Source organism: Clostridia bacterium (genome assembly GCA_016887505.1).
Lineage (GTDB): Bacteria > Bacillota > TC1 > TC1 > UBA5767 > UBA5767.
On the sequence record CP069393.1, the window covers coordinates 1,381,878 to 1,405,521 of the forward strand.

Below are 23,644 nucleotides of genomic sequence, written 5' to 3' on the forward strand. Positions count from 1 at the left end.
ATTTCTTGACAGACTCTTAATACTATGAACTCACTTTATCTTCATCCCCTGAATTGCAATAACAAGTTGGTTCATCCGATTAACGGTCTATAGAGACTTAAAAAATTTGACTGGTAAACTGCTTTATTTCTTAGTAATTCAATCGAGCCCTTCCTATACATTGAATGTTTGGTTCGTTTGATTTTGCTGACACTACCTTCCACTACACCATTACTTAAACTGTATTTAGCATCATTTGTTCTGGTCAAGCAAAATTGCAATACCTGGAAATGCGGACTTTTTCTTGGACACTTTCCTTTTGCTTATTTGTTTTTGCGCACTTTATTGTATACGACCTCTAAAACTATTTTGCTACTTAATCAGCATCTCGAACTAAACGAACCATATTATATACACGTTGTTCATCACCTTGTGGTGCATTTTCATCTGGTGCCGGATAATCTTCACGATCACCAGTCTTCGGATCACTTTTTTGTGAACCAGCACCATGAGCATCCACTTCTACATCATTCATCAGACCCATTGCATTACCAAATACTACATAGCTAGCTGCATTGTATTCTGTAGGGCTAGCACTGGTATCATCATGAGTCGTACCAGACCAGTAATAGCCATAATCATCTTCGCCAAAACAATTGATAATAGGGGCACAATAGAACATTTCGTTAATAGCTGGCGTGCCTGTCACTGGTGACCGATCATAATCAACTATACTTTGAAGTTCTTTCACGTTCGGCAAGCGCCAATCCGAGTATCCGAGGAAGTTACTTTCATTCATTTCTGCTACCCATTCAAGAGCTTCTTGCCAATTAAGGGTACCATCTGCTTCTGTTCCAGCTTCATAATAACCGGAGTCATTTTGGGTCCACATCAAGCCTGTCGCTTCATCCGTAATCGTTTCATCACCATTATCTACAAAGAGGTTTTCACCATAGCTTGTATTCCCTCTTACAAAGTAACAATAAAAATCTTTATCAATCTCATAGCCTTTAATACGACCATCTGCAAAATTATATCCAAACACCGTCGTATTGCCACCCAGTGTTGTTGAGTCATATATAGTAGAAGTCATAATCTGTGAATCAATAAATCGATTTTCTCCTGCGGCATCACCATACTCAAACTCAAAATAATCCGTATCAATATAGGGTATTGATGTATCAGAGCTCGTTCTTGTAAGACCTGAAAACTGAACCAAAGAATATAATTCTTTTATCGTTGGAATTCTCCAATCAGAATATCCTCCAAGCGCCTCTTCATTAAATTCATCCAGCAGCTCAACTGCTTCCGGCCAAGTTAATTTTTCGCCTGGATCTTGTTGCCACATCAGATCTGTCACATTATCTGTAACCGTCCCATCACCATTGTCAGTATAGCTTGGCGCATTGCCTGTATAAGATGCATCTTGCCCATAAAAATCTTCACCTTCTGCCGGTTCATCAATAATTGCATCATTCGAATAAAATATGGTCTGATTTGTATCTACAATAGGATAACCACCTATTGTTGCTGTATAGCCGACCGCCGCTAAAAGCTCAGCTTCAATAGCATTGGCTTCTTCAACAGTATACGTACTTCCTGTACTCATCATGCCTTCATCCATATCTTCTATGCCAATTAGTGAAGTTAGATCAATGGCCATAGCTTGTTCTGTTGAAATAATCCCTTCTTCAACAGCCCCTGCTAATGGATCTTCAACCATTTCGCCACCATTCTTAGGATCGTGTTCATCTAAGTAGGCCATTAGGTTCTCCGACTCCTCTGCACTAAGAACACCACTCTCTACATATTCAGCAAGCGGGTCATTTCCCAATATATCACCCTCTTGCTCTCCGGAACTCATTTCATCTGAATTTTCAACATCGCTTCCTTCACATGCTGTAAATATCATCATCACGGCCAATAACAGCGCTAACGTCTTCTTCATAGTACCTCCTTGCCTTTTTCAAATATTATAGTTTTTCAATCAACGAACTATTACACTTAGTCTAAACCCAAATTGTTACAACAGTTTGTCACATGAGATATTTTGACCATTTTTGTACAATAATTTATATAAAGTATACTATTACTACTAAGTACATTCTTCAAGTGAAATTCCTGAAACTAAGAAATTCGAACATGGCATAGGTCTCAATTTATCTATGTTAATATTAAAGTTAAACCAATTTATTAGTTAATGGGTTCAAGTCACGAAAGAAGTTCCTTGTAAAGCTTGTAGTATGCTATGCTTGAAATAGATAAAACGAAAAACAAGGATTATTGCAAATGTTGCTATACTAATAAAGAATTTACATTTATTGTTCAATGGAAAAAATTGATTGAGCTTGTACCCCAAATATAATGGCAAACAATATAAATTATATGCAACTTACTTCGCAAGGAGATCGGATTATGAGCTATATAAATATCACAGCAGGTAATATAGAAGAAGAACATATTTGTTGCGCAATTGCTGATAAAAAGCATCAAGATGGCGTATATATAAAAAAAGAATGGCTTAAAGACAGAGTTATCGAAGGTCATGTTTTTAGAAAACTAGATGCAAGAGGAAAAGTGTTTATTGAGTATTCTCCCCTTGAAACAGCTTGGACGCCAGTTTTAGGCGACAATTATCTTTATATATATTGCCTATGGGTTTCAGGTAGTTTTAAGAAAAAGGGATATGGAAAAGAGCTTTTAGAATACTGCATAGATGATGCTAAAAAGCAAAACAAGTCAGGAATTTGTGTTATCAGCTCTAAGAAGAAGAAACCATTTCTAAGTGATAAGAAATTCATGACTAAACAAAAATTTATATCAGTAGATACCATTGATGATGAATATGAGCTTTTAGCACTTTCTTTTGACGGGACTTATCCGCGTTTTACTGATACTGCAAAAAATCAGAAGATAGATAGCAAAGATTTAACAATATATTATGGATTACAATGTCCCTATATTCCAAACTGTATCAAAGAAGTTGAAACCTTTTGCAAAGCAAATGGAATTAAGCTCAATCTAAAAAAGGTGGATACATTGGAAAAGGCAAAAGCTATGCCTTGCGTTTTTAATAATTGGGCAGTATCGAGGGTGTAAAATAATTGGTGTAAACTCCTGAGATTGTATAAACTAAATCTATCTTCAAGGAGGAACACTATAATGGCCCAGAAAAAACTCATCGACAAACAACTGATCCGCGAACTCATGAAAGAAGGCGAGCTTAAGGATGTCAAAGACATCCAGTCCCTACTAAAAGCACAATTCAAAGACATCATGCAAGAAATGCTGGAAGCTGAACTGGATCATGAACTCGGATATAGCAAGTATGACTATAAGAACAAGGATACTACAAACAGCCGTAACGGCATTCGTTCTAAAAAGGTTCGTTCCGATTATGGAGAAATGGAAATTGACATACCTAGAGACCGTAATGGGGATTTTGAACCTGTAATCATTAAGAAAAACCAACGTGATGTTTCAAGTATTGATGACCAGGTCATAAGCATGTATGCCAAAGGGATGACTGTCAGAGACATTCAGGATCATCTACATAACCTTTACGGAATTGATGTATCACCAACCATGATTTCACAGATTACTGAGAAAATATTACCTGTAATAAAGGAATGGCAGCAACGCCCACTACAAGAGGTTTATGCCCACCTAATCATGGATGCCATCCACTACAAAGTCCGTCAGGATGGAAAGATAGTCAACAAAGCAGTCTACATCATACTAGGTATTGATTTGGACGGTAAAAAGGACGTTGTAGGTATGTGGGTCGGAGAAAATGAGACCAGTAAATTTTGGCTTAAAGTGTTAACTGATTTGCAGCATCGTGGTGTTAAGGATGTGCTGATAGTGTCTATCGATGGACTGAATGGCTTTAAAGAAGCAATACAGGCTGTTTATCCAGACACCAGAATTCAGCGGTGCATCGTTCATATGATTCGCAATTCAACGAAATACCTGTCCTGGAAGGACCGTAAAGCATTCGTCAATGATCTTAAACCAATCTACAAAGCAATCAACGAAGATTCCGCTTTGAACGCTCTACAAGATTTAGAAGACAAGTGGGGCGAGAAGTATTATATCGCGGTAAAACCTTGGAAAGACAACTGGGATGAAGTAGCAACAATGTTCGAGTATCCGGCTGAAATCAGAAGGATGATATACACAACAAACGCCATCGAAAGCTTTAACCGCCAGCTACGCAAAGTCACGAAATCCAAGAGTGTGTTTCCAACCGATGATGCCCTGTTGAAAATGCTGTATCTGGCAATGATTGATATAACCAAGAAATGGACTATGAGGACTCGGGACTGGGGTAAAATTATTAATCAGCTAGCAATTCACTTCGAGGGACGTATTTGACCTTCCACGAATTGAGTTAAGAAAAATCTTTAAGGAAGTTTACACCAATTTCTTGACAGACTCCAGTATCCTATGAGGGAAATTTTAAAACTTTACATTTATTGAATGTAAACTATCTCAAAAAAATGTTAGGCTATGAAAAATAATTCTATAAGCACTTTGGTTATAAATTTTGATTGAGATTTATCAGTTAATAAGCTAAATACCCTAATTCAATTTAAACTGAATTAGGGTATCTTTTTGTATTTTTATTTTTTTCTTGCTCTACCAATAGCTCTACGGTTAGGAGCAAACTAGAAACAAATAATAAAGCTATGCTCTGTGTCCCTCAATTTTGCTTTTCAGGTGCTATTTTATAAGGCACCTTACTCCCACTCAATCGTTGCTGGTGGTTTACTGGTTATGTCATAGGCCACTCTATTCACATGTGGCACCTCATTAACAATTCGAACTGAAATCTTCTGTAGCAATTCATATGGTAGATGTGCCCAGTCTGCCGTCATCGCATCATTACTCGTCACCGCACGAACAATCACAGTGTACGCATAGGTTCGTTCATCCCCCATAACACCAACCGACTTCATGTTGGGAAGCACAGCAAAATACTGCCACACTTCTTTATCTAAGCCAGCATTGGCTATCTCTGAGGTTACAATATGATCAGCTTCTCTAAGAATATCTAGTTTTTCTTGTGTTATTTCATTTAAAACACGGATACCTAGTCCTGGTCCTGGGAAGGGTTGTCTCCAAACAATTTCTTTCGGCATACCCAATTCTTCACCAACCATACGAACTTCATCCTTGAAGATTGTCCTTAGGGGTTCAATCAGTTTGAACTGCATATCCTCAGGCAATCCCCCCACGTTGTGATGCGACTTAATGGTAGCAGCCGTTTCCGTACCACTTTCAATCACATCAGAATACAGAGTTCCTTGTACAAGAAAATCCATTTTTCCCAGTTTATCCGCTTCTTCTTCAAAAACGCGGATAAATTCTTCACCAATAATTTTCCTTTTCTTCTCAGGATCCGACACGCCTTTAAGCTTCGACAAAAATCGTTCTTTCGCATCTATGCTAATCAGGTTTAAGCCAAATTCACCTTTAAAGGTTTTTTCCACTTGCTCTGATTCATTTTTACGCATCAATCCATGGTCAACATAAACACATGTTAAATTTTCCGATATTGCCTTGTTTACCAGTAGAGCAGCGACTGCAGAATCAACACCACCGGAAAGAGCACACAGAACCCGTTTATCTCCTACCATTTCGCGAATTCGATTCACTTCCGTGTCAATAAAAGAGCTCATCGTCCAAGTGCCTTTTAAACCAACTACATCATAGAGGAAATGCTTCAGCATATCCTGCCCATAGATAGTATGGTTTACCTCGGGATGAAACTGCACACCATACATTTTTCTTTTCGCATTGGACATAGACGTAACGGGACTGGATTCAGTATTCGAAGTCACAATAAAGCCCTCTGGTGCTTGCGCAATAAAATCACCATGACTCATCCAACACTGCTGCGAAGCAGGCAAGTCCTTCATCAAGATATCCTCAGAAAGAATATTCAAATCCGTCTTTCCGTATTCTCTCGTATCTGTCGCTTTCTGCACCTTTCCGCCCAAATCCTTGGCCATCAGTTGCATGCCGTAACATATTCCTAAGATAGGAATGCCTAGCTCATATATTCGCTTGTCTAGCGTAGGCGCCTTCTCTCCATAAACCGATGATGGACCTCCACTAAAAATAATGGCTTGGGGATTCTTCTTTTCAATTTCTTCAATGGGGGTAAAAAAAGGAATCATCTCACAATATACATGTGCTTCCCTTACCCTCCTAGCTATCAACTGATTGTATTGGCCTCCAAAATCTAGAACCAATACCAATTCTTCTTTTAAGTGTTCCATCTTTCCTCCTCGAGTTACATGTATGCTTCCGGCTTTAATGAGGCCACACCAGGATAGTTTCTATATTTCTGGTCGAAATCCAATCCATAGCCAACAACAAATTCATCCGGAATGATAAACCCACTGTATTCCACTTCCACTTCTACTTCCTTGCGATCAGGTTTTTCTAAGAAGGTACATACCTTCACAGAATGTGGACCTCTCGCCAGCAAGGTTTTCTTCAGGTAGGCCAAGGTTAATCCAGTATCCACGATATCTTCAACAATCAGAACATCTTTGTCTATGATATCTTCTTCTAAATCCTTGTTAATTTTAACTACCCCCGAAGATTTAGTAGCCGCCCCGTAGCTGGATACAACCATGGTATCCAAAGTCGTAGGAATATTTAATTCGCGGATTATGTCCGCCGCAAAAATTAACGAACCTCTGAGGATACTGACGACAATCAGCTCTCTACCCGAGTCCTTATAATCTGCCGTAATTTGTTTGCCCATTTCTTTTACCTTAACTTTTATCTCATCTTCTGTAAGTAAAACATCCTTAATCTTGTCGTCAAAATAATTCATTTTATACCCTCCCTGAATTCATACCGTATTATAGCATTTAGATGATTAGAATGGAACAATAGTAGTCATAAAAGTCATGACAACTACTTATTACATGCCCGGAAATTTTCCCCTAGTGCACGCAAAAAACCACCACTCGTTTGCAAAAAACAAAAAGCACATACCAATCTGGTATGAACTTTCTATCATCCAAGTGAACTAGTAACCAAAATGATAACCTACTCCTAATTACATATCAATCATTAATCATTGCCCTAAGAGCCCTTAGGTTCTCGATTTCCATCATTTCATCCAAGATTCCAGTACAAGACCCGGCCACCACGAAAGCACCCTGATGTCTTAATTTTCTCAAAAGAGATGCTTCCTCCCTTAAAAGCGCCAAGTCTCCCGTAAACGCCTCTCTAGATATACCACCCCAAAAGAGAAAATTTGGATAAGTCTTCACCAATTCCTCTATGTGCATACCCGCCTCACGTTCAATGGATTGCAGGCCTGCCGCGCCAGCTTCTATATAAGATGGTATAACCATCCGGACATCCCCATCACTGTGCACAATCACTGGAAGCTCACACCTGCCGATAAAATCCTGTAAAAACGGGAAATACATCGCTTCCAGAATTCTAGGAGACATCATAAGACCACTAGTACCAGCAATATCATCTCCCAAAACTACCCCAGATATTCCCTTATCTATGGCCTTCTTCACGATTAATAGCAACCAATCAAAATAGGATTTTACGGCCTTTTCCATCAAATTTTTATCTCGAGCCAACGACATCATAAAAAGGTCAAAGGGCATAATGCTAGATAAAAGTTGTATCGGTCCTTCCAAAAGAAGTAGGTTATCCTTGTTCTCCTCTCGGCTGCCTAGTTTGTCCAAGGTTACCACATCTAAATTTGGGAGGGCATACTGTTCCAATTCTTCCATACTATTCACTGGAAAAGATGGCTTCTTTAGAGCATTGCTCCTCGCAACCATTCTACCAAATAAATCTCCTCCACCTGCTTTACCTGGTGGCAAAGATAAAAAATCGATACCCATATTTTCTGCAAAATCATGTGCTGTGGATACCCCCGCTTTTTTCAATAGACCATTTTCAGGATAAAACTCGCCCCAACTCAATTGGTTCGTTTGCTGTATTCTTGTGGTGATTGCCCCTTCAAAATTCATCCGTTGACCCTTCCTAGACCCAAATGTTTTCTTTTCTGTTCACAATATAGAATCCTTTTTCATTTAAATGATTCTTTCTGTTATACCGAAGCACCGAACCATCCATTTGCCGAACAATTCCGCCAGCTTCTTCCACAATGGCTTGCATCGCCGCCGTATCCCACTCGTTCGTGTATCCATAGCGATAATAGACATCGGCTTTGCCACTAGCCACCAAACAACCTTTTATGGAGCTACCAATATAATGGTAGCCTCCGATTCGAGACTCATGTTCTTGCAACAGCTTCTGTAAATTTTTTCCAATGTAGGGATGACTTACCGTCACAATCAGATTATTTAAACGATCAGACACTTGAATCGGCTCTACTTCAAAAAGCGCGCCCTCCTTATTCACCTGGGCCTGGAAAGCACCATTACCCTTGCTTGCATAGTAGATGGTTCGATTGACTGGAATATAAATTACACCCATCACAGATTCCTTTTCCCTACTAAGGGCAATGTTAACCCCAAATTGACCATTTCTCTTTACAAACTCTCGGGTACCGTCTATAGGGTCCACGATAAAGCAATCTTTTTTATCATAGGTCTCCTGATTGGATACATTTTCCTCAGAAAGAATACCATAATCCGGAAAATACTCTGCTAACTTGAGAGATATCAAGTGGTCTGCCGTCTCATCTGCCAAGGTTACCGGAGACTTGTCTTTTTTGTAGCAGACTTTAAAATCAGTCTGGTAAATCTCCATCACCTTTTCGCCAGCAAGAAGGGCGATTTCAATCGCACATTTTAATTCTTTATCTAATTCTCTTGCCATAGCAATCACGTCCGTTCCTTGTTCTATTCAGTATACAGAAAAAAAGAGAGTCTTGGAAATAAAAAAGAAGCCTGGGTGGAGGCCTCCTTTTTAACGCTAAGATATAATCTCAGCAAAAGAAAAACCTGCTCCAGGAAAGAAGCAGGGTGTCTGCGCTTCTTGCACTTCTTTCCAATAGGGGGAGGCCAAAACGTTTCCATTTTAACCCTAGCGGTCCAAGTTCCATAGATTACTCTTTAGGAGGCAAGGACTTCGAAGTGAGTATGATTTTTCTTACTACCAATTATAACGGTGTAAACAAGAATTTTCAAGTTACTACGAACGGTTCGGATTGCGGTAGGCAAATTTGCTACTGCACAAGCGAAGACTCGGTATACCACCTGCCATAGAAATAATTTTCTTAAAGTCTCCCGCTAAATTCTTATCCCATAGCGTACCAGCTATCACGCTTATCTTGGTATCTCTATATGCTTCCAAATAGGGCAAGGTAGTCGAGCCAATTAAAATAACTTCACGTGCTTTGGTGCAAACCTCCAATAGTTCCCCAAGGCTATTGTTAATAAGTGTGGTACCGGAAAGAAAGACAACTGAACACCGTGGCAGCGTACTCAACATATCTTCTACTGGTTCCACACCAGGTTGTCCAGCATGACCCTTATCGAACGCATGCAAGGTGAGTCCTTCTTTTCTTACCCTTTTCACTACAGGTCCAAGATAACCCACCATTCCAATCGTATCATCTGGTCGCACTAAGGAAAACACATCTAGATTTTCCATAAGATTCTTTTCTTCCAAATAAGCCCTAGCGCCTGTATTCAAGGCAGCAATACCCAAAGCTCTCTTCAGAATATGTATCTTCTCCGTAGCCCAATGTCCCATCTGAAGAGCATCCATGCCCAAAAGTGTTAGATTATTAGAAAATATTCCATCCAAACATCCCGACAATTCCTCCCGCAGCACATAGCTAGAACCCAATTCTCCATTATCCAATTCTACCCCTACAATGTTTAGTCCAATCCGTAGATCTTGGACATACCTTTTCTCAAGATATGGCGCTGCTTCATCAAAGGCTTTCCTAAGTATATTGTTTTCTTCATATTTCATAGCTCGTCCTCCGTTATACTTAATATAATATAACGAAACAAGGCCGTCCAGCGCTTTCTGGGTATACACCAAAAAAAGAGGAAGGCCAAGGCCTTCCTCAAACACTCATAAGAGCTTACATCATTGGCATTCCGCCCATTCCACCAGGCATTCCACCACCCATTGGAGCTGCAGATTCTTCAGGAATATCTGCAACCAATGATTCGGTTGTCAATAGCAATGCTGCAATTGATCCCGCATTCTGCAGAGCACTTCTAGTTACTTTTGCAGGATCTACAATACCATTAGCAATCATATCTACCATTTCGCCAGTTAAAGCATTGTAGCCCATACCTCTTTTAGCAGCCAGCACCGCGCTAACAACTACAGAGCCTTCAGCACCTGCATTTTTTGCAATTTGACGAGTAGGTTCTTCTAACGCACGTTTCACGATATTGATACCAGTTTGTACATCGCCTTCTTCATGCAAAGCAGCAACAGCTGGGATAGCATCAATCAAGGCCACACCACCGCCGGCAACAATACCTTCTTCAACAGCAGCCTTAGTAGCAGCTAGAGCATCTTCAATGCGAAGTTTCTTTTCTTTCAGTTCAGTCTCAGTAGCAGCTCCAACCTTAATGACTGCAACGCCACCTGACAATTTAGCCAAACGTTCCTGTAATTTTTCTTTATCGAAATCAGAAGTAGAAGCTTCATATTCATTGCGAATCTGCTTAACACGCTGATCCATGCTTTCAGCATCGCCTTTACCTTCTACGATAACAGTTTCTTCTTTGGTAATGTTGACTTGTCTAGCATTACCCAACATATCCAAAGTAGCCGTATCTAGTTTTAAGCCCAGCTCATCGGAAATAACTTGTCCACCAGTCACAATAGCGATATCCTGCAACATAGCTTTTCTACGATCTCCGAAGGCAGGTGCTTTCACAGCTACACAGTTCATGGTACCTCTAAGTTTATTAACAACCAGGGTAGCCAGTGCTTCTGCTTCTACATCCTCAGCAATGATCAACAAAGGTTTGCCAGTTTGAATAACTTTTTCCAACAATGGCAAGATTTCTGCAATGTTGGTGATTTTCTTATCGGTTAGCAGAATGAGAGGATCATCCAAACTTGCAACCATCTTCTCAGTATCTGTTACCATGTAAGGGGAGAGGTAGCCACGATCAAATTGCATACCTTCTACCACTTCCAACTCAGTAGCCAAGGATTGGGATTCTTCGACTGTAATCACACCGTCTTTTCCAACCTTATCCATAGCAGCGGCAATCAACTCACCAATTTCCGAATCATTAGCAGAAATGGATGCCACTTGAGCAATCTCTTCTTGATTGATTACTTGCTTGCTACCCGCTTTGATATCTGCTACAGCAGCTTCCACTGCTTTTTCAATACCCTTTTTGACAATCATAGGATTGGCACCAGCGGTGATATTTCTTAGGCCTTCTTTGATAATGGCCTGTGCTAAAACGGTAGCAGTAGTCGTTCCATCACCTGCCACATCATTTGTTTTCGTAGCTACTTCTTTAACCAGTTTTGCGCCCATGTTTTCAAATGCATCTGGTAATTCAATTTCTTTGGCGATGGTTACGCCATCATTCGTAATAAGGGGAGAACCATATTTCTTCTCCAATACTACATTTCTACCTTTGGGGCCTAAGGTTACTTTTACTGCTTCAGCCAACGCGTCGACGCCTGCTTCTAGGCTTCTTCTTGCGTCATCTGCAAATTTCAATTCTTTAGCCATGACTTATTCTCCTTTAAATTAATTTTTCAATCCAAGTTGACTACTCAATAACCGCCAATACTTCTCTTTGGCTAATTACCAGTAAATCTTGGCCATCGTATTTAATCTCGGTACCAGAGTACTTACTAAACAAAATGTGCTCTCCGACTTTGACTTCCATTACTTCCTTGACGTTATCAATCTCTCTGCCAGGGCCTACAGCCACAACTTCAGCTTCTTGGGATTTCTCTTGTGCAGAATCAGGAAGCAAAATACCACTTGCTGTCTTTTCTTCTGTTTCAACTACTTTCAGGATGATTTTGTCACCCAATGGTCTCAAACTCATATTGAATCCTCCTTGATTGATTATTTAGCACTCTTTTACCAAGAGTGCTAATCACTAAGTACATATTATCAACAAATGAAAGAAAATCAAGACCTTTTCCACTTTTTTTGATATTTTCTGACCTTTTTTGTTCTTTACTCTATCTAGCACACTCGGAGGCTTCTCCCCGCAAAATTTCCAATCCATGCGGTAAGGCCGGCAAAATCACATCTAAACATTCTTCACAAGCTTTCGGACTTCCCGGCAAATTAACAATTAAGGTTTCTCCAACGATGCCAGCCACTGCCCTGCTGAGCATAGCTCGATCCGTAATTTTCATGCTTGCAGAACGCATAGCCTCCGGAATACCCGGAGTCAGCCTTTCTACAACAGCAAGGGTTGCTTCCGGTGTTACATCACGCTTTGAAAATCCCGTTCCACCAGTAGTAAGTACCAATTCAGCACCCGCTCTGATGCATTCTTTCATCGCCTCCACCAACGCGTCCTTTTCATCTGCTACCAAACTATATTGTACAACTTCGCCAATAGTCGCTGTTTTCTTACGAATCACTTCAGAGGAAAGATCTTTTCTAAGACCTTTAGAACCCTGATCGCTAGCTGTAATAATGCCTATCTTAATCATTATGCACCTCGATTCTTTCTCCGACGAGAAAAATGTCGTATCCAACCATTTACGCTACCTAGCAGTCCAAAACAGAAAGGGCTTATCCTTCTTTTCTCTCATAGGTTCCCGATTTGCCGCCCGTCTTTTTCATTAGGCGGATCCGACCAATCTCCATAGACTTATCTATTGCCTTGCACATATCGTAGATAGCTAGAAGAGAAATGGAAACAGCCGTTAAAGCCTCCATCTCCACACCGGTTACACCCTTGGTCTTAACCGTTGCTCTTGCCTCTATACAACCCTTTTCTTCAACCACTTCCAGTTCCACCTTGGCAGAAGTAATAAGCATAGGATGACACATTGGAATCAATTCCGATGTCTTTTTAGCCCCCATGATGCCAGCAATGCGTCCCACAGACAACACGTCCCCTTTGGGAATGTCTGCTGATAAAATCCTACTAATTATTTCCTCATTCATATAGATTTCACCCTTGGCTGTCGCTGCGCGTTCCGTTTCCGCCTTACCACCGACATCCACCATATAGGCTTTCCCATCTTGGTCTAAATGAGACAAACTCTTTTCCATTGTTCTACCCTCCAATCTGAGACATACGGCGGTCCTTGCATTCATATTTTTCATATTCCATGCGGTGTTCCTTCGGTTTATGCCCCAATACATTATGGTACAAGGCCTGAATCTTCTCATCATCTGAACCATCTCTCAAAAGTTCCCGCACATCAAATTCTGTACTTGAAAATAAGCACGGCCTAAACTTACCATCTGCGGTAAGACGCATGCGATTACAATCGGCACAGAAATGATTGGTTAAGGCCGCTATGACACCTATTCGTCCCTCCGTACCAACAATCTGATAATTACTAGACGGGCCATCCTTGGGGCCTCTAGGAATCTGCGCTAGCTCATATTTTTTCCGAATAGTATTCAGAATATCTTCCATACTAATATAGGACTCACCATTTTCCGAGGACTCGCCCACCGGCATTAGTTCAATAAAACGAACCGTCAATTTATTGTCGATAGCAAACGTGGCAAAATCCACCAATTCATCTTCATTGAACCCTCGAATGGCTACTGCATTTACTTTGACTGGGTTAAGCCCAGCAGCTTGGGCGGCCTTGATTCCACGAATTACCTTGTCCAATTCTCCCAAGCGGGTAATCGCATGGTATTTGTCTTTTTTTAAAGTATCTAGCGAAACATTAACTCGATCCAGTCCAGCTTTTTTTAAGCTCACCGCAAGTTTTTCCAATAGGATCCCATTGGTGGTCAGACTTATTTCCTCTATACCTTCTATCCCATGAATGCCCCTAACCAGGGCTTCAATATTTTTCCTTACCAGTGGTTCACCACCGGTAAGTCGAATCTTGCGTATTCCATCTTTTACCAAGATTTGTACTAGGCGAATGATTTCCTCCAAGGATAGAATTTCATCATGTCGCTTTGGCTCTATACCTTCTTCAGGCATGCAGTAGGTACAGCGTAGGTTACATCTGTCTGTAACTGCAATGCGCAGATAATCTATCTCTCTTTGGTAGTTATCCTTCATGTTCCAATTCCTGTCCTCCGGTCATAAGCCAGATTTTCCCCGTATCTCTAAGACTGTAGCCACCCAGTTTCGTTACCCGTCTTGCAAAATCCTCCGAGTTCACTGCTTCACACAGTGCCTGGCCTTCCTTTGAATGAAAAAAATCTGCTCTTAAAAGAAGATCATATCGTTCTTCATAGAGGGGCAAAAATCCCAAATCCAATGATTTTGCAGCACTATACACTGCTAGGCCTGCCATAGCCTGTCCTGAAAGAATCGCCGTTCCCACACCCAAATGAGTATATTCTTCTAGGTCATATCCTAATAGCTTATCTGGATCCAATCCCTCTTGCTTCAAAATATGATCTAATAGAATACGAGTGCCACTCCCCTTTTGCCGGTTAACATAGCTTAGTTTTCGATTCACCATATCTTTTATGCCTTTAATCCCATGCGGATTGCCTTTTTCGACCATAAGCCCCTGTTGCCTGTAGACTAAATTCATCAAGATAATATCCTCATCGGGGAGATATTTTTTAACATAAGACTCATTGTATTCGCCGGTTTCCTCATCCAATAAATGAATACCAGCCATATGGGTCTCTCCTCTACGCATGGCCATCAAGCCGCCAAAGCTTCCCGTATTGGCTGAAGATAGTCTAATATCTGGATGATGCATCCTGATACAAGAGCCCAATTGGTCCTGCGTCAAATCATGGCTACCGATGGATATAATATTTCTAAGGATGGCATTTCTTTCTTTTATAAGCTCAATCTCTACTTCTTCCCCTGCAGAGTACCCTTCTAGATTCTCAGGAACAATTAAGAGCCCGTCTGCCTTTATCAGTGAACTAATAACACCAGCACCTCTAGAAATTGGCGTTGCGACCATTTTGTTACCCACTTGACCCAAGGTAACCCGGATATACTCCTTTGAGCCACCACTAGAATTAGTAGTTCGTGAAATATGAGCTTTAATTTTATCCTTAGGTGGCAACAAGTTTTGTTGCATGGCTTCCATCAATGGTCTTACTAGAATCTCACAGTCAAGAGTCGCTGATACTGGATATCCAGGGAGACCCACGATGGGCGTATTGCCAATAAGGCCCAACAAAGCCGGTTTACCCGGTTTTACCGCAAGACCATGTACGACTACCTCACCTAGTTCTTCGATGGCTTGGTGGGTAAAATCTTCTCGTCCTGCAGACGAACCCGCATTGATTATAACCACATCATAGGTATCGGAAGCTTTCTGTAAAGCTTGCTTAATCTGCTCGAGCTCGTCCTCCACGATATCTTCTACTACAGGTATGGCCCCCCATTCCGTAAGTAGCGCCGAAAATATCGCTGAATTGTATTCCACCAAATCTCCCGCTTTCAGGTTGCTTTCCGCTTTCTTGATCTCGGTCCCAGTAGGAATAATCGCCACACGTGGTCTTTGGCGCACCAACAAGCGAAATACTCCACCTGCTAAAAATCCTCCTAGATCATAGGCCCCAACCCTATGGTTTACCGGCACAATCATCTCAGTGGCAGTCAGATCTTCTCCAACCGGTCTGACATGCTGCCAGGGTATTGCTGGACGAACTATTTCTGCCACTCCTTTTTGAGGGTAATGTACTTCCTCACTCATAATGACCGCATTACATCCTTCCGGAAGGGGATCTCCTGTATCTACTTCATGGTACTGATTTGTTAGATGTAAAAGAACCGGATTCGTATCTCGGGCAAGTAAGGTCTCCTCTGCCTTAACCGCAATACCATCCATAGCGGACGCTAGGAAATGAGGTGAATGGCGCTTTGCTAGTACCGCTTCTGCTGTTATGCGTCCAAGCGCATCCCGCACATCTACTGATTCCGTTTGAAGCAAAAGAGCTCCACTTTCCTCAAGCCGTAAAAACCAGCGTCGAAGAGCCTCGTCTAATTCTATGTTTTCAAGATATATTCTTCTAGCCACAATTTTCTCCTTGTATCTGCACTAATACAAATAAACGCGTACAGATTTCCCCTCAGGATAGCCTTCCGTTCCTGCCGGAATAATGATTTCTCCATCACCTTCAGTCAAAAGACTGACGATACCAGATACACCTAGTAATGGAACTACTTCAAGCTCTCCATTGGATTCACGCACCTTTACCTTAATATGGTCATCCCTACCACTCTCTGAAGGTACATTACGCGTCAAAACGCCCATCACAGTATTCTTCCAACGGTTCTCCGAAGGGGTTCTTAGAAGGGGTTTTCCCAACACATCGAACACTGTCCTAGACGATACGGGATGTCCCGGCAAGCCCAAAAGTACCTTACCATCTTTGGTCGCTCCTAAGGCTGGTTTCCCCGGTTTCAAAGGAATTCCATGAAACAATGGGTCCCTACCGGTCAAATCTTTCAAAACACTAAGACAGTAGTCCCTCGTTCCCACTGAACTTCCACCCGAAATAAGCACCATATGGTTTTCTCTAAAGGCTTGTTCCACTAGATTATATAGATGTTGGTACTCATCTTTCGCCACTGGATAAACGTTCGCCACAGCACCAACGCTTCTTACTTCTCCTCTAAGGATATAGCTGTTCACATCCCGAATCTCACCCATCTTTGGCGTGTTTTCGGGAGAAATAATTTCATTTCCCGTAGAAAGAATACCTACCCTATAGCGTTCCAAAACTGGTATTTCCACAATGCCCTGGCTTGCCAAGAGTCCCACTTCCTGGGGTCTTAGACGCTTTTTGGCAGGAATCAAAAGATCCCCTACTTCCACATCTTCGCCTTTTCTAACAACATTTTCACCAGCAGCTACCTCTTTGAAAGCCAACAGTTCATCTTCTGAAAGAAGATCGGCATACTCAATCATTAGAACCGCATCGGTTCCTTCAGGAAGCATGCCTCCTGTGGGAATGTAGGATGCTTCACCCTTTTTAAGGCTGAAAGTTGTCTCTTGACCCATCAGAATTTCTTCACCAAGCTTTAATAGACCCGGCAATGCCTCCGACGCACCAAAAGTATCTTGCGCTCTAAGTGCATAGCCATCCTTCGTGGAACGACTAAAATTAGGCACCTGCTCTACCGCATAGATGTCTTCTGCCGAAATCCTCCCCAAAGCATCGTCCAGATTTACTTTTTCAACCTTTAGTGTTGGATTAAAAACTTCTTCTAATATATGTTTTGCCTCCGGAATAGAGGTCAGATTGAATAATTCTTTCATCTCAGCACCTAAAAGCAGCCAAGTTGGCAAGCGGATATTTTTATATCCAGCACTTCACAACGCTTTCCTACCTCACTGTAAGGTAGTGCTAATTCATCACCAATCTCTTGAGCCAGCTTACAACTAATCCGTCCCTGCTTGCTTTTTTCTTTGATTTTCAAATCGACTGCCTTCATTTTTTCATTATCCATCATCGTCTCTCCTCCTCCACATTCACCATACCTTGATACAAGCTACTCGCGGGAAAATCAGAATCTCTGTCCGTCCAAAAACGATCCAACAACCAAGCTGGATGTATGGTTAGATTACTGTTCGCAAGTTGCTCTTTCGTATAAAATCCTGCATCTTGAATATACTGGGTCTCCTCCTCAGGATCATAGCCAGTCACTAGTTCACCACCAGTTTTTCGAAGCAATACGTATATTTCCAGGTTGTGATAGTTTCGTTCATCCTCCACAAATTGGCGTATATATATGATACGCTCTGGTGTAGTCCGGAGACCAGTTTCTTCAAAGACCTCGCGTACTGCACCTGCAAGAACAGACTCGCCTTCTACTAAGCCTCCCCCAGGAGGCATCAGCCAGTACTCTTCTTTACTCTGATGCTTATGTAATACCATCAATATGCTGTCCTTTTCCATTACGATTCCTACGCAGCGAATGCGATGTTTATGCATGGTTTCTCCTTTGAATTAGGTTATCAATTTTATTATAAAGCAGGAAGCCAATTTGTGCGAATAAATAAGCGCTATTCTTAGCTCCATATAACGGTTATGCTCCTTATATCTACTACTACAAAAAAAATGGAACGACCATAGGCCGCCCCATAAACTATCCTCTATCCTCTACTTCTTGTTGTACCTGCAATTTTACTAGTTCCTCCGCCAATTCAGCCTCGGCCGCTTCCCAATCAATTTTACCAGAATAATGGCCGATAAGTCGCCCGTCCCTTGCATAGAATAATAGCGTCGGTGTTACCTGAATCTGTTTTTTCCAAGCAAAGGCCATTTCACCTTCATTTTCAACATTTATATCCACCCAGCGAAAATCCGATAGAGCCTCAAGATTCTCTGAAAGTGCCTGTTTATCTTTTTTTGCTGTTTGACTAACCAAGCAGGCATCTGAATAGAAATAAAGCACGTATGGTTCCTTAGCAGAAAGTGCCTGCGATTCCAATTCTCTACCACTATATACCTGTCCAATTAGACCAAAATTATAGGCTGAAAAGAGTATAACCACAGAAGTTATCAACAATACCAGTAGGCGTATGCCCTTCGATATTTTACCCATTTTCCTCCTTTCGGGGATACTTATCCCCATTATCCACAAAATTTAGTCACAAAACGCATGTTCTTGTGGATAACCTCATCCGTGTATCGGAATACTAGGAACTGCGTTCAAATCCAAACCAGCCTCTTTGCCTTGTCCTGCCAAGTGATAGGCAGCTGCACCAATCATGGCCGCATTATCGGTACACAATACCGATTCCGGAAAGATTAACTCGATTCCCTCAGGATCCAGTTTTTCCTTCATTATGCGGCGCAATGCCTGATTGCTAGCCACGCCTCCCGCAAGTGCCACCGTTCGAACTTTTTTCTCTTTGGCCGCCCTGAGTGTCTTCACCGCAAGTACTTCTATTAAAGCCTCTTGAAAGCTTCTGGCCACATCTTCTACCACAACTTCATTTCCATTTTGCTTATTTTTATGCAAATAATTAATTACCGATGATTTCAGGCCTGAAAAACTAAAATCGTAGGAATCCGCTTCTAAGTATGCGCGAGGAAACTGGATACTCTCTACTCCTTTTCGTGCCGCTTTTTCAATCTCTGGTCCACCAGGATAATCAAATCCCAACACCCTCGCTACCTTGTCAAAGGCCTCGCCAGCAGCATCGTCTCTCGTCTGTCCCATAATACTCATCTTACCATGATCTTCCCAATAAATAATGCTCGTGTGCCCCCCTGATACGACAGTACAAATCAGAGGAAACTGCACATCTGGATGACTCAATAAATTGGCATACATATGACCCAGTAAGTGGTGTACAGGAACGAGTGGAATCTTAAGTGCATAGGCTAGAGATTTAGCTAGTGAGACACCCACCAGAAGAGCTCCTACCAATCCAGGTCCATAGGTAACCGCTAGACAGTCTAATTCTTTCTTATCCACGTTCGCTTGTTTCAGTGCCATTTCTACAACATCCAGCACATTTTCTAAATGCTTTCTCGAAGCTATTTCCGGGACAACACCCCCATACAGCTTATGAATGTCAATCTGAGAGGAAATAATATTTGAACGTACGATGCTACCGTTTTCAATCACAGCTGCTGATGTTTCATCACAACTAGTCTCTAGTGCCAGTAGCAGCCTTGGTTTTTCAGTCATTGAAATGCCTCCACATTATCAGCGCATCTTCCTTGTCATCACTATAGTATCCTTTGCGCCGCCCTTCTACTACAAATCCATTGTTCTCATACAGCGTTCTTGCTGCTTCATTGCTTTCACGAACCTCTAATGTCACATCGGTAAGATTCGAGCCAATCGCGAATAATAGCAATGTATTTAAAAGTGTCTGTCCGATACCCTTCCTTCTATGCAAAGGGTGTACAGCAATATTGGTCACATGCCCTTCGTTAAGCACAGACCACATACCACCATAGCCTACGACCTGTTCATCAATCAATGCTACATAATAACTGGCCAGAGTATTGGATTCCATTTCATAAACAAAAGTATCTCTATTCCATGGAGTCGTAAAACTTAGTCGCTCAACCTCCAGTAACCCATCGATGTATTTGCTACTCAGCTGTTCAATTCTAAGTTCACTCATTGGCACCTGCCCTTTTCAAGTTCTGCTCCGCCTGAGAAGCACGAATATATGTAGGGGCGAGTCTCTTCAAATTATCTCCGCCTTCAGAGGCATAGCGTTCAAGAGCTAAAATTCCTACCGTCGATGCCCTATTGTCCATGGTTGCCGCTGAAGCAAAGCGTGCTTCCGGCATAGCTTTTTCTAGTTCTTCTCGCATCGCATGAACGCCATCCCCTATAAAGATTGGATCTTTTAAATCCAATTCCTCCATCCTCTTTGCAATGCTCTTGGCATCCAAGACAAAATAATCGCCAATATGTTCCTCTCCCTTGAGGAAGAATCCTCCATAAGCTTCTTTTCTTCTGGCGTTTATGAGAGGTACAACCGTACCCATATCACCGCGTAATCTGCAGGCCATTGAATCCAAGGTATTCACACCCTTTAGGGGCAAATCCCAGCCATAGGCTAGGCCTTTCGCTGTAGACATACCAATGCGAAGCCCTGTAAACGATCCTGGGCCTATGGATACCGCCACAAGACCAATCTCTTTTTCACTCACTTCTGCATCCGAAAGCATGCCATCAATCATGGGCAATAGCTTTTCCGAATGGTTCTTTTTTATATTTAGGAATCGTTCCGATAGAACCATTCCTTCTTCACACAAAGCCACTGATGCTACATTGGTGGCACTCTCGATGCTAAGCACTTTCATACTGTATTCCTGCACTTTCCAATAGTTTAGCGACACGGCCTAAATATTCTTCTCCCATGCCTGCCCCAGTCAATTCAATCCGTCTTTTCATGTCTCCCTGCCGTTCAATCCGTACTAGCAAATAATCGTCTGGCCAGAGTTCAGGAAACTGATCCGCCCACTCAATCAAGCAAAGTCCATCACCATAAAGTACTTCTTCAAGTCCAATATCGGTTGCTTCTGCTTCACTGTTAAGACGATATACATCTAAATGATATAGGGTAAGATCACCCTGGTAAATCTGCATCAAGGTAAAAGTAGGGCTGGTGACATCGGTATCAATACCCAGGCCGCTAGCAATCCCCTGGCTCATGGTGGTCTTGCCCGCTCCCAAATCTCCGGTAAAAAGAACCACATCTCCTGGTTCAGCTGCCTGACCAATCATCTCGCCGATGTGCTTCGTATGCAAGGCGCTTTCACTCCATAGCGTTCGCTTTTTCATGATAAACTTCTTCTCCTTTAATCCATACTGTTCGCACTTTGGCGTAAAAATCCAAGGGGTCTTTATCAAATGAAACCATATTCGCCTCATACCCTGCCGCCAGGGTTCCAATACGCTCATCAAGGCCTAAGACCCGTGCTGCACTGCTTGTAAGCGATGCGATAGCTCCCATTTCAGAAAGGCCCTTCTTTCTAGCCTGCATCGCCATAATCCTAAGTGACTCCGCCGGTAATTCTGGAGCATCGCTAATAATACAAAAGGGTATACCAGCTTTTTCCAAAAGGGCTGGCAACTCATCCGAAATTTCTTTCATTTCCCTCTTACAGCGCGTCATAAAAAACGGTCCCAAGGCGATAAGAGCATCACTTTCTTTTAATTCATCTAAAATATGAGCCGCGCCTGTCGCATGCTCCAAAATCAGCTCTAGATGAAACTCTTTGGCTAGACGCATTGCGGACTGTATATCATCGTAGCGGTGCGCATGCACTCTGAATGGTATCTTACGTTCTAAAAGCCATTTCAAGGGCTCCAAATCTAGTTCATATAAATCAGGATTTTTTTGCTGCTCTTCCCAGTAACGCTTTGCTGCATACAATGCTTTCCTAAGAAGAGCCATCTCACCCATCCGAGTATACGGTTGCATATTTTTGCTTCCATAGTCACGTTTCGGGTTTTCACCCAATGCCCCTTTAATACTATTTGGCTCTTGAATTAGCATTTCATCCAAAGTACTGCCAGCGGTATAAAGGCTAGCGCCTTGGCCACCAATTAAATTGGAGCTGCCCGGCATAATACCCACAGTTGTAATTCCAGAAGCCAGTGCATCAGTAAAAAGAGCATCCGTAGGATAGATGCCATCTATGACCCGCAGAGCCGGTTGGACTGGATTTCCCAGTTCATTCACATCATCACCGCTAGAATCCATTTCCTCAAGCAATCCTATATGGCAGTGAGCATCTATTAGACCCGGCAACAAGACACCTGGGCAATCCAAAATTTCGTCGGCTTCTCCATCCCAGTCTGCCAAAGAACCAGCCTCCATAATGAGTCCATCTTGAACCAATACATAGGCATTTTCAACATATACCGATTCGATAAGGGCCCTGTTTGCCCTAAAACATTTCCTACTCATCTTTATACACCCTAGGAACCCGTTCGCTAAGTCCGGTCAGTATCTCATAATTAATGGAGCCGGTCAATCCTGCTAGTTCGGAGACAGGAAGGCTTGCACCCGTTTCTTCCTCCACGCCATACAGAACTACTTCATTGCCCAGTTCCACTCCTTGAATGTCGGTTACATCAATCATCATTTGGTCCATACAAATGCTACCCACAATGGGTGCTCTTTTCCCCTTTATAAGCACACTACCCCGATTGGATAAGATGCGAGGATAGCCGTCTGCATACCCCAATGGCAAGGTTGCAATAACAGAGTCCCTTGTGGTCGTATAGGTTCCACCATAGCTAATGCGCATACCAGGTTTGGCATGCAAAATATTGACGATACTCGCCTTCAAAGTGAGTGCCTGCTTAAGTGGCAGTAGGGTACTTCTTCCTTCAATATATTGTGATGGGTAATGCCCATAGAGTATGATTCCCGGGCGCACCATATCCAAGTGCGATTCTTTCATTGTCAGTGTGGCAGCACTGTTTGCCATGTGCTTTATGGGAATCTTCGTGGGACGTGCATTTCTATCGTTTTTTTCCACTAACATTTTCTCCAAGCAGTCTGTAAACTCACTGAAGCGATCCATTTGCATTCGGCAATAATCCACATCACCAGTATCTGCACTAGCCATATGAGAAAAAATTCCATCAATCTGAATATTGCTCAAATCGTCTATCTCCACTATATCTTTTAGAGATTCATCGTCACTCACAAAGCCGATTCGGTGCATGCCTGTGTCTACCTTGATATGCACTTTGACAATAGCATCCGCCTTTTTTGCAGCCTCATTCAGTTTAATCGCCTGTTCTTTGTTGAAAATAGTCTGCATGATATCATACTGTAATAACTGGTCGTAATCCTTCCAATCCGTATAGCCCAATATCAAAATTGGTTTGGTTATCCATTTTTTCCTGAGTTCTATCGCTTCCGACAAAACAGCCACACCAAAATAGTCTGTTACTTCATTCAAGGCTTCCTTGGCCACATGACTAGCACCATGCCCATAGCCATTCGCCTTAATAATGGACATGATTTTGGTTTCTGGTTCCAAAAATTCCCTCAATGCTTTTATGTTACTGCGGATAGCATGTATATCCACTTCTGCCCATACTAGTCTCATATTTTCTCC

At 42.0% G+C, this 23,644-nt stretch carries 25 protein-coding genes and 1 riboswitch; of the genes, 3 read left to right on the forward strand and 22 right to left on the reverse strand.

Annotated features, from left to right (window positions below; all coding sequences use genetic code 11):
* Positions 1–355 precede the first annotated feature (355 nt).
* Positions 356–1,588, reverse strand: coding sequence for a DUF1566 domain-containing protein (locus JR334_06665; protein ID QRN86878.1), 1,233 nt, complete (start codon positions 1,586–1,588; stop codon positions 356–358).
* Positions 1,589–2,227: 639 nt separating this feature from the next.
* On the opposite strand from JR334_06665, the gene JR334_06670 reads away from it, so the two are divergent.
* The 3 genes from JR334_06670 (at position 2,228) to JR334_06680 (ending at position 4,356) form a co-directional block, all read left to right on the forward strand.
* On the forward strand, positions 2,228–2,344 hold the full coding sequence (locus JR334_06670; protein QRN84671.1) for a hypothetical protein: 117 nt from the start codon (positions 2,228–2,230) through the stop codon (positions 2,342–2,344).
* Positions 2,345–2,394: 50 nt separating this feature from the next.
* A complete protein-coding gene (locus JR334_06675; protein QRN84672.1) occupies positions 2,395–3,078 on the forward strand; it encodes a GNAT family N-acetyltransferase in 684 nt (227 codons plus the stop codon).
* Between the two features lie 63 nt (positions 3,079–3,141).
* Positions 3,142–4,356 (forward strand): IS256 family transposase, encoded by a 1,215-nt coding sequence (locus JR334_06680; protein QRN84673.1) that lies wholly within the window; start codon positions 3,142–3,144, stop codon positions 4,354–4,356.
* 365 nt (positions 4,357–4,721) lie between these two features.
* Here the strand turns inward: JR334_06680 and guaA are convergent, their stop codons facing one another.
* The 21 genes from guaA to alr all read right to left on the reverse strand — a co-directional run bounded on the left by guaA (position 4,722) and on the right by alr (position 23,635).
* Positions 4,722–6,266, reverse strand: a complete 1,545-nt coding sequence (gene guaA, locus JR334_06685) for a glutamine-hydrolyzing GMP synthase (protein QRN84674.1) — start codon at positions 6,264–6,266, stop codon at positions 4,722–4,724.
* 14 nt (positions 6,267–6,280) lie between these two features.
* Complete coding sequence (gene hpt / locus JR334_06690; GenBank protein ID QRN84675.1) at positions 6,281–6,832, reverse strand: hypoxanthine phosphoribosyltransferase; 552 nt, start codon at positions 6,830–6,832, stop codon at positions 6,281–6,283.
* Between the two features lie 235 nt (positions 6,833–7,067).
* Complete coding sequence (locus tag JR334_06695) at positions 7,068–8,003, reverse strand: hypothetical protein (protein QRN84676.1); 936 nt, start codon at positions 8,001–8,003, stop codon at positions 7,068–7,070.
* Positions 8,004–8,016: 13 nt separating this feature from the next.
* Positions 8,017–8,817 (reverse strand): 3'(2'),5'-bisphosphate nucleotidase CysQ, encoded by an 801-nt coding sequence (locus JR334_06700; protein ID QRN84677.1) that lies wholly within the window; start codon positions 8,815–8,817, stop codon positions 8,017–8,019.
* Between the two features lie 148 nt (positions 8,818–8,965).
* Positions 8,966–9,087: riboswitch (molybdenum cofactor riboswitch) on the reverse strand.
* 45 nt (positions 9,088–9,132) lie between these two features.
* A complete protein-coding gene (locus JR334_06705; GenBank protein ID QRN84678.1) occupies positions 9,133–9,921 on the reverse strand; it encodes a hypothetical protein in 789 nt (262 codons plus the stop codon).
* 115 nt (positions 9,922–10,036) lie between these two features.
* A complete protein-coding gene (gene groL / locus JR334_06710) occupies positions 10,037–11,668 on the reverse strand; it encodes a chaperonin GroEL (GenBank protein ID QRN84679.1) in 1,632 nt (543 codons plus the stop codon).
* A 40-nt stretch (positions 11,669–11,708) separates the two neighbouring features.
* Positions 11,709–11,993, reverse strand: a complete 285-nt coding sequence (locus JR334_06715) for a co-chaperone GroES (protein QRN84680.1) — start codon at positions 11,991–11,993, stop codon at positions 11,709–11,711.
* A 139-nt stretch (positions 11,994–12,132) separates the two neighbouring features.
* Entirely contained in the window at positions 12,133–12,615 is a 483-nt protein-coding gene (locus tag JR334_06720; GenBank protein QRN84681.1) for a MogA/MoaB family molybdenum cofactor biosynthesis protein, read from the reverse strand.
* An 82-nt stretch (positions 12,616–12,697) separates the two neighbouring features.
* Positions 12,698–13,183 carry a cyclic pyranopterin monophosphate synthase MoaC gene (moaC, locus tag JR334_06725; protein ID QRN84682.1) on the reverse strand — a complete coding sequence of 162 codons (486 nt, stop codon included), beginning with the start codon at positions 13,181–13,183 and terminating at the stop codon, positions 12,698–12,700.
* A 4-nt stretch (positions 13,184–13,187) separates the two neighbouring features.
* The gene (gene moaA, locus JR334_06730) at positions 13,188–14,165 is read right to left on the reverse strand and encodes a GTP 3',8-cyclase MoaA (protein ID QRN84683.1); all 978 of its coding nucleotides are present in this window, start codon (positions 14,163–14,165) and stop codon (positions 13,188–13,190) included.
* Positions 14,155–16,101, reverse strand: coding sequence for a molybdopterin biosynthesis protein (locus tag JR334_06735; GenBank protein ID QRN84684.1), 1,947 nt, complete (start codon positions 16,099–16,101; stop codon positions 14,155–14,157). Before JR334_06735 ends, moaA begins: the two co-directional genes overlap by 11 nt.
* Positions 16,102–16,122: 21 nt before the next feature.
* Positions 16,123–17,346 carry a molybdopterin molybdotransferase MoeA gene (locus JR334_06740; GenBank protein QRN84685.1) on the reverse strand — a complete coding sequence of 408 codons (1,224 nt, stop codon included), beginning with the start codon at positions 17,344–17,346 and terminating at the stop codon, positions 16,123–16,125.
* Between the two features lie 8 nt (positions 17,347–17,354).
* Positions 17,355–17,540: a hypothetical protein gene (locus tag JR334_06745; GenBank protein QRN84686.1), complete on the reverse strand. Its 186-nt coding sequence runs from the start codon at positions 17,538–17,540 to the stop codon at positions 17,355–17,357.
* Positions 17,537–18,022 (reverse strand): NUDIX hydrolase, encoded by a 486-nt coding sequence (locus JR334_06750; protein ID QRN84687.1) that lies wholly within the window; start codon positions 18,020–18,022, stop codon positions 17,537–17,539. Before JR334_06750 ends, JR334_06745 begins: the two co-directional genes overlap by 4 nt.
* Before the next feature lie 154 nt (positions 18,023–18,176).
* A complete protein-coding gene (locus JR334_06755) occupies positions 18,177–18,635 on the reverse strand; it encodes a thioredoxin family protein (GenBank protein QRN84688.1) in 459 nt (152 codons plus the stop codon).
* Positions 18,636–18,710: 75 nt separating this feature from the next.
* Positions 18,711–19,730, reverse strand: a complete 1,020-nt coding sequence (tsaD, locus tag JR334_06760) for a tRNA (adenosine(37)-N6)-threonylcarbamoyltransferase complex transferase subunit TsaD (GenBank protein ID QRN84689.1) — start codon at positions 19,728–19,730, stop codon at positions 18,711–18,713.
* Positions 19,723–20,175, reverse strand: a complete 453-nt coding sequence (gene rimI, locus JR334_06765) for a ribosomal protein S18-alanine N-acetyltransferase (GenBank protein QRN84690.1) — start codon at positions 20,173–20,175, stop codon at positions 19,723–19,725. Before rimI ends, tsaD begins: the two co-directional genes overlap by 8 nt.
* Positions 20,168–20,866, reverse strand: a complete 699-nt coding sequence (gene tsaB / locus JR334_06770) for a tRNA (adenosine(37)-N6)-threonylcarbamoyltransferase complex dimerization subunit type 1 TsaB (protein ID QRN84691.1) — start codon at positions 20,864–20,866, stop codon at positions 20,168–20,170. Before tsaB ends, rimI begins: the two co-directional genes overlap by 8 nt.
* The gene (gene tsaE / locus JR334_06775) at positions 20,853–21,347 is read right to left on the reverse strand and encodes a tRNA (adenosine(37)-N6)-threonylcarbamoyltransferase complex ATPase subunit type 1 TsaE (GenBank protein QRN84692.1); all 495 of its coding nucleotides are present in this window, start codon (positions 21,345–21,347) and stop codon (positions 20,853–20,855) included. The genes tsaB and tsaE overlap by 14 nt, the downstream gene beginning before the upstream one ends.
* The gene (locus JR334_06780) at positions 21,322–22,479 is read right to left on the reverse strand and encodes an amidohydrolase family protein (GenBank protein QRN84693.1); all 1,158 of its coding nucleotides are present in this window, start codon (positions 22,477–22,479) and stop codon (positions 21,322–21,324) included. The genes tsaE and JR334_06780 overlap by 26 nt, the downstream gene beginning before the upstream one ends.
* Positions 22,472–23,635, reverse strand: coding sequence for an alanine racemase (alr, locus tag JR334_06785; GenBank protein QRN84694.1), 1,164 nt, complete (start codon positions 23,633–23,635; stop codon positions 22,472–22,474). Before alr ends, JR334_06780 begins: the two co-directional genes overlap by 8 nt.
* Positions 23,636–23,644: the final 9 nt, after the last annotated feature.

Bases quoted from the DNA above. Each gene is read 5' to 3' on its own strand.
- JR334_06665 (QRN86878.1), bottom strand. From the start codon at position 1,588: ATGAGTACAGGAAGTACGTATACTGTTGAAGAAGCCAATGCTATTGAA.
- JR334_06670 (QRN84671.1), top strand. From the start codon at position 2,228: ATGCTTGAAATAGATAAAACGAAAAACAAGGATTATTGCAAATGTTGC.
- JR334_06675 (QRN84672.1), top strand. From the start codon at position 2,395: ATGAGCTATATAAATATCACAGCAGGTAATATAGAAGAAGAACATATT.
- JR334_06680 (QRN84673.1), top strand. From the start codon at position 3,142: ATGGCCCAGAAAAAACTCATCGACAAACAACTGATCCGCGAACTCATG.
- guaA (QRN84674.1), bottom strand. From the start codon at position 6,266: ATGGAACACTTAAAAGAAGAATTGGTATTGGTTCTAGATTTTGGAGGC.
- hpt (QRN84675.1), bottom strand. From the start codon at position 6,832: ATGAATTATTTTGACGACAAGATTAAGGATGTTTTACTTACAGAAGAT.
- JR334_06695 (QRN84676.1), bottom strand. From the start codon at position 8,003: ATGAATTTTGAAGGGGCAATCACCACAAGAATACAGCAAACGAACCAA.
- JR334_06700 (QRN84677.1), bottom strand. From the start codon at position 8,817: ATGGCAAGAGAATTAGATAAAGAATTAAAATGTGCGATTGAAATCGCC.
- JR334_06705 (QRN84678.1), bottom strand. From the start codon at position 9,921: ATGAAATATGAAGAAAACAATATACTTAGGAAAGCCTTTGATGAAGCA.
- groL (QRN84679.1), bottom strand. From the start codon at position 11,668: ATGGCTAAAGAATTGAAATTTGCAGATGACGCAAGAAGAAGCCTAGAA.
- JR334_06715 (QRN84680.1), bottom strand. From the start codon at position 11,993: ATGAGTTTGAGACCATTGGGTGACAAAATCATCCTGAAAGTAGTTGAA.
- JR334_06720 (QRN84681.1), bottom strand. From the start codon at position 12,615: ATGATTAAGATAGGCATTATTACAGCTAGCGATCAGGGTTCTAAAGGT.
- moaC (QRN84682.1), bottom strand. From the start codon at position 13,183: ATGGAAAAGAGTTTGTCTCATTTAGACCAAGATGGGAAAGCCTATATG.
- moaA (QRN84683.1), bottom strand. From the start codon at position 14,165: ATGAAGGATAACTACCAAAGAGAGATAGATTATCTGCGCATTGCAGTT.
- JR334_06740 (QRN84685.1), bottom strand. From the start codon at position 17,346: ATGAAAGAATTATTCAATCTGACCTCTATTCCGGAGGCAAAACATATA.
- JR334_06745 (QRN84686.1), bottom strand. From the start codon at position 17,540: ATGATGGATAATGAAAAAATGAAGGCAGTCGATTTGAAAATCAAAGAA.
- JR334_06750 (QRN84687.1), bottom strand. From the start codon at position 18,022: ATGCATAAACATCGCATTCGCTGCGTAGGAATCGTAATGGAAAAGGAC.
- JR334_06755 (QRN84688.1), bottom strand. From the start codon at position 18,635: ATGGGTAAAATATCGAAGGGCATACGCCTACTGGTATTGTTGATAACT.
- tsaD (QRN84689.1), bottom strand. From the start codon at position 19,730: ATGACTGAAAAACCAAGGCTGCTACTGGCACTAGAGACTAGTTGTGAT.
- rimI (QRN84690.1), bottom strand. From the start codon at position 20,175: ATGAGTGAACTTAGAATTGAACAGCTGAGTAGCAAATACATCGATGGG.
- tsaB (QRN84691.1), bottom strand. From the start codon at position 20,866: ATGAAAGTGCTTAGCATCGAGAGTGCCACCAATGTAGCATCAGTGGCT.
- tsaE (QRN84692.1), bottom strand. From the start codon at position 21,347: ATGAAAAAGCGAACGCTATGGAGTGAAAGCGCCTTGCATACGAAGCAC.
- JR334_06780 (QRN84693.1), bottom strand. From the start codon at position 22,479: ATGAGTAGGAAATGTTTTAGGGCAAACAGGGCCCTTATCGAATCGGTA.
- alr (QRN84694.1), bottom strand. From the start codon at position 23,635: ATGAGACTAGTATGGGCAGAAGTGGATATACATGCTATCCGCAGTAAC.